Source organism: Bradyrhizobium sp. AUGA SZCCT0431, from assembly GCF_018131065.1.
Classification (GTDB): Bacteria; Pseudomonadota; Alphaproteobacteria; order Rhizobiales; family Xanthobacteraceae; genus Bradyrhizobium.
This window is the reverse complement of the sequence record NZ_JAFCLR010000016.1, coordinates 176046-187908: the sequence shown is the minus strand read 5'-3', so window position 1 is coordinate 187908 and position 11863 is coordinate 176046. Positions and strand designations below refer to the sequence as shown.

General features: G+C 58.1%; 19 protein-coding genes and 1 tRNA gene. 9 read left to right on the top strand and 11 right to left on the bottom strand.

Annotation, left to right across the window (positions count from 1 at the left end):
- Positions 1-198 (bottom strand): hypothetical protein (locus JQ567_RS18140; protein WP_212439928.1); only part of this gene is annotated, 198 nt, incomplete at its 3' end.
- A 170-nt stretch (positions 199-368) separates the two neighbouring features.
- Positions 369-554, bottom strand: a complete 186-nt coding sequence (locus JQ567_RS18135) for a hypothetical protein (protein ID WP_212439929.1) — start codon at positions 552-554, stop codon at positions 369-371.
- Between the two features lie 443 nt (positions 555-997).
- On the opposite strand from JQ567_RS18135, the gene JQ567_RS18130 reads away from it, so the two are divergent.
- Positions 998-1153, top strand: a complete 156-nt coding sequence (locus tag JQ567_RS18130) for a hypothetical protein (protein ID WP_212439930.1) — start codon at positions 998-1000, stop codon at positions 1151-1153.
- A gap of 130 nt (positions 1154-1283) precedes the next feature.
- Here JQ567_RS18130 and JQ567_RS18125 read toward each other — a convergent pair whose 3' ends face one another.
- Positions 1284-1475: a hypothetical protein gene (locus tag JQ567_RS18125; RefSeq protein ID WP_212439931.1), complete on the bottom strand. Its 192-nt coding sequence runs from the start codon at positions 1473-1475 to the stop codon at positions 1284-1286.
- A gap of 1040 nt (positions 1476-2515) precedes the next feature.
- The gene (locus JQ567_RS18120) at positions 2516-3145 is read right to left on the bottom strand and encodes a hypothetical protein (RefSeq protein ID WP_212439932.1); all 630 of its coding nucleotides are present in this window, start codon (positions 3143-3145) and stop codon (positions 2516-2518) included.
- 189 nt (positions 3146-3334) lie between these two features.
- On the opposite strand from JQ567_RS18120, the gene JQ567_RS18115 reads away from it, so the two are divergent.
- The gene (locus tag JQ567_RS18115) at positions 3335-3514 is read left to right on the top strand and encodes a hypothetical protein (RefSeq protein ID WP_212439933.1); all 180 of its coding nucleotides are present in this window, start codon (positions 3335-3337) and stop codon (positions 3512-3514) included.
- Between the two features lie 1101 nt (positions 3515-4615).
- Here JQ567_RS18115 and JQ567_RS18110 read toward each other — a convergent pair.
- Positions 4616-5185, bottom strand: coding sequence for a hypothetical protein (locus JQ567_RS18110; RefSeq protein WP_212440083.1), 570 nt, complete (start codon positions 5183-5185; stop codon positions 4616-4618).
- A gap of 44 nt (positions 5186-5229) precedes the next feature.
- Positions 5230-5304: transfer RNA gene (locus JQ567_RS18105), tRNA-Glu, on the bottom strand.
- A 249-nt stretch (positions 5305-5553) separates the two neighbouring features.
- On the opposite strand from JQ567_RS18105, the gene JQ567_RS18100 reads away from it, so the two are divergent.
- Both JQ567_RS18100 and JQ567_RS18095 read left to right on the top strand, forming a co-directional pair.
- On the top strand, positions 5554-5811 hold the full coding sequence (locus JQ567_RS18100; protein WP_212440082.1) for a PilZ domain-containing protein: 258 nt from the start codon (positions 5554-5556) through the stop codon (positions 5809-5811).
- A gap of 31 nt (positions 5812-5842) precedes the next feature.
- A complete protein-coding gene (locus JQ567_RS18095; RefSeq protein ID WP_212440081.1) occupies positions 5843-6097 on the top strand; it encodes a porin in 255 nt (84 codons plus the stop codon).
- A gap of 3 nt (positions 6098-6100) precedes the next feature.
- On the opposite strand, the gene JQ567_RS18090 is transcribed toward JQ567_RS18095, so the two are convergent.
- The 3 genes from JQ567_RS18090 to JQ567_RS18080 form a co-directional block, all read right to left on the bottom strand.
- Positions 6101-6745, bottom strand: coding sequence for a glutathione S-transferase family protein (locus JQ567_RS18090; RefSeq protein WP_212440080.1), 645 nt, complete (start codon positions 6743-6745; stop codon positions 6101-6103).
- Positions 6746-7073: 328 nt separating this feature from the next.
- Positions 7074-7301 (bottom strand): hypothetical protein, encoded by a 228-nt coding sequence (locus JQ567_RS18085; protein WP_212440079.1) that lies wholly within the window; start codon positions 7299-7301, stop codon positions 7074-7076.
- A gap of 50 nt (positions 7302-7351) precedes the next feature.
- Positions 7352-7804: a VOC family protein gene (locus JQ567_RS18080; RefSeq protein ID WP_212389337.1), complete on the bottom strand. Its 453-nt coding sequence runs from the start codon at positions 7802-7804 to the stop codon at positions 7352-7354.
- Positions 7805-8090: 286 nt separating this feature from the next.
- Between JQ567_RS18080 and JQ567_RS18075 the strand changes: the two genes are divergently transcribed.
- The 4 genes from JQ567_RS18075 (at position 8091) to JQ567_RS18060 (ending at position 9986) form a co-directional block, all read left to right on the top strand.
- Complete coding sequence (locus JQ567_RS18075; RefSeq protein ID WP_212440078.1) at positions 8091-8525, top strand: hypothetical protein; 435 nt, start codon at positions 8091-8093, stop codon at positions 8523-8525.
- A gap of 165 nt (positions 8526-8690) precedes the next feature.
- Positions 8691-9065 carry a hypothetical protein gene (locus JQ567_RS18070; RefSeq protein ID WP_212440077.1) on the top strand — a complete coding sequence of 125 codons (375 nt, stop codon included), beginning with the start codon at positions 8691-8693 and terminating at the stop codon, positions 9063-9065.
- 332 nt (positions 9066-9397) lie between these two features.
- The gene (locus tag JQ567_RS18065; protein WP_212440076.1) at positions 9398-9631 is read left to right on the top strand and encodes an antibiotic biosynthesis monooxygenase; all 234 of its coding nucleotides are present in this window, start codon (positions 9398-9400) and stop codon (positions 9629-9631) included.
- A 217-nt stretch (positions 9632-9848) separates the two neighbouring features.
- A complete protein-coding gene (locus tag JQ567_RS18060; protein ID WP_212440075.1) occupies positions 9849-9986 on the top strand; it encodes a hypothetical protein in 138 nt (45 codons plus the stop codon).
- A 331-nt stretch (positions 9987-10317) separates the two neighbouring features.
- Here JQ567_RS18060 and JQ567_RS18055 read toward each other — a convergent pair whose 3' ends face one another.
- On the bottom strand, positions 10318-10542 hold the full coding sequence (locus tag JQ567_RS18055; protein WP_212440074.1) for a hypothetical protein: 225 nt from the start codon (positions 10540-10542) through the stop codon (positions 10318-10320).
- A 511-nt stretch (positions 10543-11053) separates the two neighbouring features.
- A complete protein-coding gene (locus JQ567_RS18050) occupies positions 11054-11251 on the bottom strand; it encodes a hypothetical protein (RefSeq protein WP_212440073.1) in 198 nt (65 codons plus the stop codon).
- Positions 11252-11388: 137 nt separating this feature from the next.
- Here JQ567_RS18050 and JQ567_RS18045 point away from each other — a divergent pair, with 137 nt between their 5' ends.
- Entirely contained in the window at positions 11389-11685 is a 297-nt protein-coding gene (locus tag JQ567_RS18045) for a putative quinol monooxygenase (protein ID WP_212440072.1), read from the top strand.
- Positions 11686-11863 lie beyond the last annotated feature (178 nt).

The window sequence follows — 11863 nt, the reverse complement described above, 5'->3', positions numbered from 1 at the left end:
CCCAAGACTGCCTCCCCAAAAGCAGCCTTGAATCTGATTTGCTCTTAAAAGGGAATCCTTAGAGTCCACACCACCTAGAGCGCCTATTTCCTTTGACGTGCCGCGATAGCTGTCGGCAGGCAGTGTTATTCCCGGCTCCAATTCTACCGGGCCGGGCGCAGTAAGGCGGACCGGCTTGGTGCGAATCTGCTGTGACATGCTTCGATCCCTCCAGTTTCTGACTTAAGTGTTTCGCAACCAGAGAGGGCAAGCAAGCGATAAGACGCGAGTCGCCCCAGAGGAGCTTGGGTGAAATTGCGCGGTGATCCAGATCATCGAAAAGAGGCCGCCTTCGCTGGCGGCCTCCAAAGCATCTCAAACTCAAACTGTTAGCCAAAGTAGCCGTAGTAGTCGGTTGGATTGTTGCGGGCATACGCCGCGGTAAGCTGTTGCTGCAACGCTATCCGCTGATCTGTCCGCACCCCGAAGCCTGTAATGACACCGGCGCCGCCGCTTACAGCGTTAAGCTGCTCGCCCGTCATTTCGGTTGCCTCAATCTGATAATCCGATTTCATGTCGCTCTCCTAGTTCCCTTTCTCCGATGCACCATTGCCTCGGCTGATTGCGACATTGACGGATAAGTTCTCGTGGCGCTGTTCCCTAGGGAACAGGCCGAGAGGGCGGCTGAAATCAAATCAGGCCACCGTTAACGAGTGCTGCCACTTAGGCGATGTGCAGCGGGACTTCCTGTCCGAAGCGGCAGCCGTGGAGCGACGGCCGCTAGTGTGGCCGAGGCGGCTGACGATGCGGAAAAGGGGAACGGCGGGTCTGTAGTTGAACCGGCCCCCGCGGAAATGGCGGTTGAAAGAGGCCGCCAACTGAGGCGGCCTTTTACATGAACGCGATAACTAACCCCATCGCGACCAGAGCTTCTGGTCGTGGGTCAGTTTGATTGTGACAGGATGGCTGGCTGGAAACCGGGTGGTAGGGAGCGCATATTGGCCGAATGAAAAGATTCATGGCGCTGACAGCCTTTATTGCCCTGTCTGGCTGTGGCTTTGATGAAGCCGCAGAGAGGCTGAAATGCCAGAAAACGAACCTTGACGAACCAAAAGTGGAAGAGTGCGTCAAGGCGGCGAGGCTGGCCTATGATGATCAGGTGAAGAGCCGCTAGATCGCAGGCAAAGAATCCATGACCCATCCCAAGCGCCCCCGCAGCGGGCGCCGGAATCAAAAAAGGGCCACATTGGCGCGACCATCGCCGGTCAAATTCTAATTAGGACAGCACCCAAACTGAGGTGGCCTTACTTTCCGGGCTTGGGGATCATCCGTCCGTCACGCACCTCATGCGTAATGGCTTCGTCACCGCCGTTTTGAATGGCACGCTGTAGCCAGCTTATTGCTTGATCTGTCCAGTAGTCGGCCTGGGCGGGATCGGTCTTAGCCTTTTCGCGGCAGTCGGCCGCCTTCTTAAGATAAGTGTCACGATCCCCCATAGCACTACCCGGGCGATTTCAAACCGGGCGATGACACCCATTTTTCAACGTTGGTATCAACGTCGACTGCCGTCTCAAGCTGCCGAATAATCTCATCACGTTTCGGGCCGGGACTCAGTTCCGAGATCAGAACCTCAAGCCTTTTCTTTTCTTTGGCGGTCCGATTTCCGAACAGATGTAATGTGGGTCGGGATCGCTGCATGATGCTCTTCCTTCCCTCTTAGGTGGGGCGGGAGCGCAACCGGCGTTCTCATCACCGATGTAAGCCAACTGATTGTGCGGTGATGCCAATTCAACGAGTGCGGCTTATACCGGGTTCCTCATGGAAGGCCGATTTAATGTGAAGCCAGGCCACTGCTTGGTTTCAAACCGGGCCACTAACGGTCGAAACAGGCCAGTACCGGCGGCCTTAAGGGCGTGGAGGGACAGGTCGTCTGGTAGGTATCTCATTCCGAGAGGGCTGAGGGTTCCTGTTAGGAACGTCAGGGCGCGGTGGCTCGCTCGTGCGGTTGAAGCGCACCATCCAAGCGGCGAGGCGCTGTAAGCTCCACTGCCATGCCGTCAAGGATGGTTCTACCGGCTGATCGTCATCCATATACCGAACATAGCGGGGGCGAGTTTAACGATCTGTTTCTGGTCTCGGGAAAAAGCGGCAATTTAGGGCGTTTATTGGAACTTCGGAGCAGGGCACAGAGCCGGGAGCTTTGAATCGACTCTTAAGTCCTACCGGGAGAAAACCCCACTGGGTCGGCGGCTCTAGCGCGCCCGCGCTGGGGCCGTTTCTTTGCGTCGTTCGTCGTCGCATCGGCACCCAACACAGCCTCAAGAACCATGAGGGAAAGGGTGTGGAGATCGTTGGAGAAGCTAGAGCGTCGAAGTGGCGGCTACATACCAACTGATGCTGTTACCTAAACCATGATATGGATGGGAAATTGGCGGCCGACGACCAATATCAGTAGTGTGTCGGCTTACTCCTCCCTGCCGGCACATTGGACCACGGCCCCAGCCTTGCCCCGGCGCTGGGGCCGTTTCTTTTGGGGTCAGGTGATGCGAGGAATGTCTTTCCGGGCCTGAATAGCGGCAATGGCGAGTTGGGTGAACGACGGTGGTAGCAGGCCTTGTTTTTCCTTCCCGCCAAGATAGCCGGGAAGACAATTGGGAATGTAGTGCTGCCGTGCCCAGCGGCGAAACTCCGGCAGTGCGGCGTCGGGGTAGCACCACACATGCTGAGGGTTAGACGCAGACCGCGGGAAGTTCGGCGGATACTCGTGATCGTACTTGATGCGGGTGCCGAACCGTCCGTCAAGATCATCATCGGTCCAGTGCTTACCCCACTGAATGCCGACGCTACCGTCGGGTATAAAGGACTGCCCGACCGGCGCTCCACCGCGAATTAGCGTGACGATGAGGTCTGCTATTTCTTTAAAGATGCTGAAATGTCCGGCGGGGACGCTGTCATAAACCAGCGAAACGCGGTCGTGGAAAAGCTGCCATGCAGCCGGAATTTGTTGGGCTGGATCGTATCCGGTCTGCGTGTAGATGAAATCCTGTAGGGCGCTGCCTGCCAGCATTCTGAAATTCTTTCGCGCTTCCTCTTTAAAGTTCGTCCCGGCTTCGAACGCATAATATTCGAGGATCGCTAGGCTTACCTTGTCGGGGTAAGCATACATCGGCTTCCCTTCGACACTCAGAACTAGGTGAGGGGATTAGGCCGCGTGCTCGGTATGACGTGTGGCGGCGCTTCAATCGCGTCTGACGGTCAATTTGCGGGAGAGGCGAGTATTGAAGATCCCGACATTATCGCTGGGCATTGGCGTCAAAGAGGTAGGCTCCGGGTTCGCAGCGATCATCGGCTTATTATGCGCGGCCGCATCATGGCATTTATGGCCGGTGCCGAGGCCGAGACTGTTCTGCTTGGCAACTTCGCGCGGGGCGATCGGGAAGACAGATATCAGATCGACTGGATGTCCGAGACCAGCGACGCCAACTTCACTCCCGACCAATGGGAACGGAGAGACGGGCAGCAATTGAGCGCGTAGCGGCCGCGCTGCTAGTCCGTGAGACGCTGAGCGCTGAGGATATCGACGCGATGATGTAGCCCGCCGGTTCACGCCCGGCGGGCTTTTCTTGCGACACAGCGGAACCGTCGCACCACTCGACGGTTATTATGGCAGCAGCGACGGAACTGGGAAACCGGCAGTCGCGTAAGGAGCCGCACGGAGTCATGCCCGGTCGGCTTTTTATGCTTTAGACCAACCTGCGCTCCGGAGAGATATCGTGCGAATAGTGAGTACACTCCACGATGGCCGAGAGTGCAGCCATTCTCAGCGCTATCGGGTCCCGCTCGCCTTTCGCGGCACATGCAAGAATGTTAGACGCGATTTCGGCTTTCATCGTCGACGTGCGCTTTGCCTCGGGGAGTATTGCCGTGGCATCGTCAAGGACTGCCCTCATCAATTTGATTAGCTCGGGCTGAAAAACCGCTCCAATTGCACCCATCGCCGTTCCCTCACTCGCTACGCCTCTCTTTATTCTGATGCAGATTGGAGCGCGTCTATTGAACGAACGCAAAGCTTATTTTCATCGCGGCTGATCCTCGCTGCAATGCGGCAACACCGCGCCGCCGAACGGCGCTATTCATCGCTTATCCGCCGTTCAAGGCTCTAACCATTGCTTGCACCCGAGGGGCCGCTATGCCCTGCCGGGTGCACATGATCTCAAGAGGGCGGCGAAGCAGCAATCCACAGCGAAGCGAATACCAATTAAGATCGGCCTTCGCTGTTGGGGACTGAACGGTATAAGTTGCGTCTGAACCCAACAAGAAATCAGGTGGAGCGGATGCGGCGTAGTGAACTCATCAATCCATTTAGCCGTATTGCTGAGGGGCCTCGACCGGAGAATGAGCGAGCAGGGCGATCAATGCCTGTATGCTCTCATTGCAGTTCGGACGATATCGTCTGCCACGCCACAACTCAGTGGAGCATCGTGTCGCAGGAATGGCAGCTTACCGGCACATTCGGGCAGCCGGCCCACTGCAACAACTGCAACAGCTCATGTAGCATCGTGTGGCTCACGCTGAATTAGCTCGCGCCGAGACATTGGACTGACCGGCACTAGTGTAGGACCGACGACGCTGCCCTCTACACAAAGCCCGTTTCAGAAAGCCACTGGTGACGATCGCCTTTCCAGGTGACGTCCTCTCGGTAGTCTTGACCAACATCGGTTATCCAATTGCCTTTGATTTCAATCGCGGGAAGGGGCGGCAATGGCGCTCGCAATCCCATGGAAATCGGATTGTTTTCGGCCCATCGCAGAAACTCGCCTGCCGGCGCAGCATTGAAAGGGCCGCCATCACAAAGCACCCATACCTTGCTGTGCGGACCCTCAAACGAGCGCAGCAAAGAGGTGATCATCGGCAAGGGAGCGCGATCACAAGCAAGGACCAGCGGCTTCATAAGGCAGCCGATGAGCGTTGAATTAAAATGGGTGCCCTCGTCGCGGGACAGATAATATTGAGCACGGTAGCCGCTGCGGCCATTGATGAGGGCATCGAACGAGTCGTGACGGAGAGGAAACGAGGCGAAAGCCCGGCCGCACCCGGTCATTTCCTGACCTTCCTCCCAACGCCATGCAGCTTGGCCATGGACGGCAGCTTCGCGTGCTTCATTGGCGACGGTGTTGATCAGATCCTCGCCGCTGAGCGGGGACATTATTGGACGCTTAGATATTGTCGGAGGTAAGCCATTGAAAAATATGGCGCTCCCTAGCGGAATCGAACCGCTCTCTCCACCGTGAAAGGGTGGCGTCCTAACCGATAGACGAAGGGAGCAAAAACAACCGGAAAATCAGTGCCTTACAGCATGATGCGCCGTGTTGGTCGCCGATAATCGGGTTGGATCAGGCCGGCGACCGGCGAACGTATAGTGGCGTTTTGCCGGGCGGGCAAGCGGCCTGAAACCGCCTTTTTCCGGGCGCTTGCGGCCCGCGCCGGCAAGGGTGGACCGGCCAAAACATCCGATGTTTTGCAACGGATTTTAAAGCCACCTGGAGTAGGGCTGGTGGCAGGGGAACTTCTGACATGGCCTTGGGCACCAAAAAGCGCGAGTCGCGCAAATCGCTGCATCAATCCGGGTGGATCACGCTGGACGGCGGCTTCGCGGCGCGCCCGTGCGTGGTGCAGGACATGTCCACGACGGGTGCCAAGATCACGATCGACGATCCCAACACGCTGCCCGCCAAACTGAAGCTGGCGTTTTCGCGCGACGCCCGGACCGGGCGAAACTGCGAAGTGGTCTGGCGCCGCGGCAAGTCGGTCGGCATCAGGTTCGTCCGCTAGCGCCCCGCGGCGCGAGACGATAAAAGGCGGGATGCGAAAATCCTTCCTTGCGATCCCGGTTCTGGTGCTGACTGGCGTGGCGGCGTTGGCCGCCGAACCATCCGGCCATCAGAAGTCCGGCAAGACCGCCCCTTCGGGCAAGCTGCTTCCGCTGAAGGGAGCGACATCAAGCAACTCATGCGCGGCATATGGGGCGGGATTCGTCAGGGTTGAGGGCACCGAGACCTGCGCGAAGATCGGCGGTGCCGTCAGTATCGGCGCCGGCACATCGGCCGGATCGCGCTGAGCGTCAGGTCATCGGCGGCGCGATGAACTGGACAAATCCGGGGCGCTCCGAGATCTGCGCGAACCAGCGCTCGAGGTTCGGAAGTTGCGGCTTGGTCACACCCTCGACGCCGAACCAGCGCCGCGCAAAAGCACCGAGCGCGATATCGGCGATCGTGAACTGATCGCCTTCGATATAGCGGCGCGTTGCCACTTGTGCGTCGACGATCCGCCATTGCACGGCCTCGGCGTCGGCGTCCTTCTGGACCTGGACCATGTCGCGCTTTTCCGGCGCCGTGCGCACCAGCGCCCAGAACACCGGCCGGTCCACCGGTTGCAGGGTCGACAGCGTCCAGTCCAGCCAGCGGTCGACGGCCGCGCGGGCTTGCGGACTTTGCGGATAGATCGGCGAATTCTGGCCGTAGGCGAGACAGAGATAGCGCATCACCGAATTGGATTCCCACAGCACGAAATCGCCGTCGATCAGCGTCGGCACGCGGCCATTGGGATTCATCGCAAGGTAGGGCGCTTCATTATTCTTGCCGAACTGCATGCCGGCATCGATGCGGTCATAGCCGAGATCGAGCTCGCGCAGGCACCACAGCACTTTTTGAACATTGACCGAATTGGCCCGGCCCCAGATGGTGAGTTGTTGTTTGTTGTCATCCACGTGTTTTGCTCCCAGCGGTTTTCTTGCGGTGATCTTCTTGCAACCGGTTCATAGCGGAAGATCAGCAAAAAAGCGCGGGCTGCCTTGGCCTGGACGAAACAAAAAACAGGCTCCGCCGCGTGGCGACGGAGCCTGATTTCACGTACAATTGCCGTCAGCGGCCGAAGAACAACCACAACAGAATGATTACCGGAATCGGCACGCCCAACAGCCACAACAAAACTCCTCGTCCCATCCTCGTATCCTCCAAAATATCAATCGAGGAGAGAACGTGCGGGCGAGTCTCTTGTTCCTTCGCGCGGACCGAAACTGCGCACGCGGTGCCGCGTTATGATCGTGGAATATCGGAGAGCGACAGTCCGATTCGAAACAGCGAATAGCCGTCTCGATCGACGGCTTCGCGCACCTCGGCGTTGACGTCGCCGGCCTCGCGGCTGCGCGTCAACTTCCATTCGTCTTCCGAGGTTTCTGAGGGAAACGGCACGTCCGCTTTCGTCACCAGCCGGTAGCTGGGATGGCGGACGTGCACGAAGAAGCTGTACCGTAGCGTTTTCAAGCGAAGTGGATGCCGGTTCGCGTCAAGAAAACGCGTCAAAACAAAGAGGCCTACCAGTGGCCGGTGTTCGGCATCGAGGTCCACGGCTCGGCCGGCGGCTTCGGGTCACCCTTCTGCAAGAGCTCGATCGAATGCAGATCCGGCGAGCGGACGAACGCCATGTTGCCGTCGCGCGGCGGGCGGTTGATGGTGATGCCCATCTTCATCAGCCGGTCGCAGGTGGCGTAGATGTCGTCGACTTCATAGGCGAGGTGACCGAAATAGCGGTCTTCGCCGTATTTCTCTTCGTCCCAATTGTAGGTGAGTTCGACCAGCGGCGCGCCGCGGCTGGCCGGCGAGGCCTTGAGCAGGCCTTCGTCTTCGGCGGCGCACAGGAACACCAGCGTGAAGCGGCCCTTGTCGTTGTCGATCCGGCGCACTTCCTTCAGCCCCAGCGCATCGTGATAGAATTTCATCGCGGCATCGAGATTGCGGACGCGCAGCATGGTGTGGAGAAAACGCATGTTTCTTGGCTCCCTTTGCGAGGCTTGGTTTTTGGTTCGGGGCTTCCTTAGCAGCAAAATGCGCCGCGGGGCAGAGGGGACGGGGGCCGTTTTGGGCGCCACCCTGAGCCTTTGCGTTCGCAATTGCGTGAGGGCTTGATGAGGGCATCATGAATTTTCAAACACTTTCCATCGATCTCGCCGCACTCACGGACAAGGTGATTACCATCCTCGCTGACCGGGTTGCCGCGCGTCAGAAGGAGACGAGGCGGTGATTTGGGCTATGCTGCACGCGGGGGGCAAACCGATGACCGATGTTTTAGCAATTCTCGTGGCTACCACCCTGGCATTTATCCACCGGGGCCACGGTTCACATCTCCGGTTCATTTTCGGCTCATACCTGCTTGGCGCTCTTCTCATCTCCGGCACGGCTCATGCAGCCGACCAACTTCCCACCAGCATGCTGGGGAAGTGGGCCTCTGACGCCGTTGCGTGCGGACAGCAGTCCAGCGAACTCGGGATGACGGTTGAACCCCGGACAGTGCTGTTTTACGAGCATGGCTATCACATCAAGCGCATTACCCGGCTAAGGGACGGCTCACTAAAGGGTACAGGATATGGTTTTGCCGATGATGGTCGGTCTAACGATTCAATCACGCTTAAGCTGATTGATCCGAACAAGCTTCAGGCCAAGGGAGACATCTATTTTCGGTGTGAAAAGCATAACGGAGGCGCACGATGAGTGGACCCGAAGCGGGCGGCTTCGCTGCGACTCAAGCGAAAGCCCCGCCTGGGGAAGCGGGGCTCTCTGAGAGAAGCGGAGATGGGGACAAATCTCGACGCTTCGATAGTTGGACGCGCGAGGCTATCAAAGGTTCAATGATGAATGAGCTAGGGGAGTGACGGCTTGAAGCGAGTTCTGATCTCGGGAGTGCTGGTTCTGTTCCCGGGTACGGCCTACGCGAACGTACTGCCGAAATCGGTCCAGGGATTGTGGGCCTTCGAGGTTGCCGACTGCTCGAATGCCGAAAGTGATGGGCTGCTGAAAATCGGAGCGAACACGGTTACGTTTTTTGCCTCCGCCCATGTCATCAAGCGTGTCGTGCGTCGGCCTGACGGTTCGCTGAGCGCGTCGGGATTCGTTTCGAACGAAGGCGAAGAAGGCCGCGGTCCGGGTTCGTTGACCCTGAAGCTGATTTCGCCGGACAAGCTTCTTCTGCTCGCCCACAGCTATCACCGTTGCGGGAAAGGTGAGCGCGCCGGGCGGGCCAAGCACCGCTGATTCCCGGAAGTCGATCGCGAAACGAGACGAATGCCTGCGCGTCTGAACTGTGGGTAATTCGACCGTGGGCTGGACAGGCAAGCCCGTCCGCACATTATGCGTCGCGAGACGGAATCTCTGGAGGGCCTAGGGGGACAGTCTCGCTGAAGGCCACGCGGCGTAACGCCCGCGTGGCCTTTTGTTTTCCAATTATTTACGATTGCTCGTCCGCAAAATTGCGGACTCTGTTCGTTCTCCGAGAACAAAAGCGGAGCCGAGGTCTCCCTTCGAAGGTTGGTCGCGGATGAAAACTCGATGCGAGAACCTCTCCTCGATGTTGCGAACTCGTCAAATTGCTCGACGAGGCGACTGACAAGGTCATGAAGCGTCAGCCGGGATTCGTCTCTGCCAACATTCACCGCAGCCTTAGCGGCAAACACGTCGCGAATTATGCCCAATGGCGATCGAAGGAGGATTTCGAGGCCATGCAGCGCAATCCCGAATGCAAAGAGCACATGATGGCGGCAGGCAAGCTCGCGGAAAAATTCGAGCCCGAGCTTTATGCGGTGGCCAGCGTCCACGATTAGAAGACGTGCACGCGCGGGGTTACAGCTACACAAGCGAAAGCCCCGCTCGGGGGAAGCAGGGCTTTCTGATGGGGATGAGTGTCTGGGGGACTACTCATCCATAAGTCACCGCAACGCGCAATTGGTTCAAACCGATTTCCGTGCGCAACTGATCCACGGAGCACTTGCGAAGATGTTCCCGTTATGTTCTAGTCAGCCATTCCCTGGAGGTTGATTCATGGACATCGAGAAACAACGCGAAATCATCAGGCTCTGGAACCGCATGCGCCGGGTCGAAGGCCCGATCGCCGAGGAAATTCGCATTCAAATCCTCGAATATTTTGCGCAGCAGGACCGTACGAAACGCGCGGCCTGATCTCGCGCGCGTCGCCACGGTGTTAAAGCGCTGGCGTCGAGAGCGTGATCCAGCACAGATATTCGCGCGATTCTTCCGTCATTGCGTGGCCAACGGAGGAACCAGCGAATGTATCTGATCAATCGCCTGATCGTGCTCGCGATCATGTTCTTTGTGTTCTGCCGATCACGGATACCAAAACGGCGCGGATGAAATTGTCCGTCGCCGGGAGCCTGGGCGCGTTGCTGGCCGTATCGGTGATCGCGCCGCTTCTGATGCATTGACGGCGGCTGTTGCGCCATGCCCCAACGTAATTGGATGCGTCGACCAAGCCTTGCAGCTCAGGTCGCAGTTACGCTTCTTCCCGGTGCCCATCAGAGCCGCGGTTGAACACGCCGTAATGGCTCGACTTCTGGCCGTCGCCATCCGTCGGTGCGACCGTCAGTCCCAACCGCAACAGCTCGCGCACCGCCGCCGCGCGGGTTGGCATCCGGTGCTTGAAGCGGAAGTCGTCGAGAACGGTCATTTCTTCGGGAGAGAGCATGATTTGTAAGCGTTCGCCCCGCACGTCGGTCATGTGCCTGCCTCAACTTAGACAAATGAGTAAGTGCCTAACTCGGAGCAGTTCGCTTTGGTTCCTTCAATTGCCAAGAGAAAGTCATTTGAGTAAAATATGTAAATAAATTCAATAAGTTAAGTGTTAATATAAGATGTGCTCGGGAGTAGATTCCATGACAAGGAGTGCGGTCATGGACAAGGAAATCAAGCTTCCGAAACTTCCGAAGGACTCGAAACCTCCCAAGCGCCCGAGCCATGAGAGGGTGATTGAAAACCTGGACAAATGGGCCACGAGCCCGGGCCTTCAGCCGCCAAAATAGGCTGCAAGGCAGGGGACCTCATCGGGACTGAAAGGCCCCCGCGCCGGTTTGGCGAATGGCGGACGCAGAATCCCAGCACAGAGCGCGGGTCGACAATCGCCGTCGCTCCGCATCAAACGCAGAAAATGAAATTGTCGGTCGCACGAGCCCTGTCCCCCAGCGGCAGACACGTCGCCAGCAGCGCGGAGGGAGCAGGCTCACTCCCAACAGTTAGACCTTGACGTCGACCAAGGCGGTTGGCTCGGCCGGGGCGTGTTGTTCGATCTGCGCTTGCTGCGCCTGCGCCTTGGCGTCGTAGACGGCCTTCAGGTCTTCGTTGATCGTATTGGGCGGCGCCTTGGCGGTTTGGTCGACAAGGAGCTGGATTCTGGCCTGCGTCACTTCAACAGGTACGGGATAAACAAGCATGAGATTATCCTCCTGACCAAAAGCTGTCAGGCGCTCGTTTACACTTTGTAAAGAGATTGGGTTAACGGCGAAGTGGGTTAATGGCTGATCGGACCGGTACCGGGCAGGGACCGGCGAGAGGTGCAGGGGATGCCGGGATGATTTTGGTAACAGGGAGTATTCTGGCGCGTGAGGACAGCTTTGATGAGGTGCTGGCCGCCTGCCTTAATCATGTCGAGCGCTCGCGGACGGAGCCCGGCTGCATCTCGCATGAGGTGCATGTCGACTGCCAGAATCCGATGCGCCTGTTCTTCTTCGAGCAATGGGCGGACGAGGCAGCCCTGCGCACCCACTTCGCCGTTGAAGGTTCGAAAGCGTTCGTCAGATCGCTCAAGGGCCGGATCGTCGAAACCACCGGGACCAGGATCTATCGCGCGGAAGCCATTCCGCGATAATCTTGCGACAGCGTAGCGGCTTGCAAGCCGCCATTCCTGTGCGTGCCTAGAGCAAGGGATTGGACATTCAGGTTTCGGCCAGAACCAGAAGAGTACGGCCTGGTTGGCTAACACCGTCACGCGCTCGCCGGCGTAATGTACGTCATCCCAACGATGAGCAGCGAAGCGAGTTGGGAGC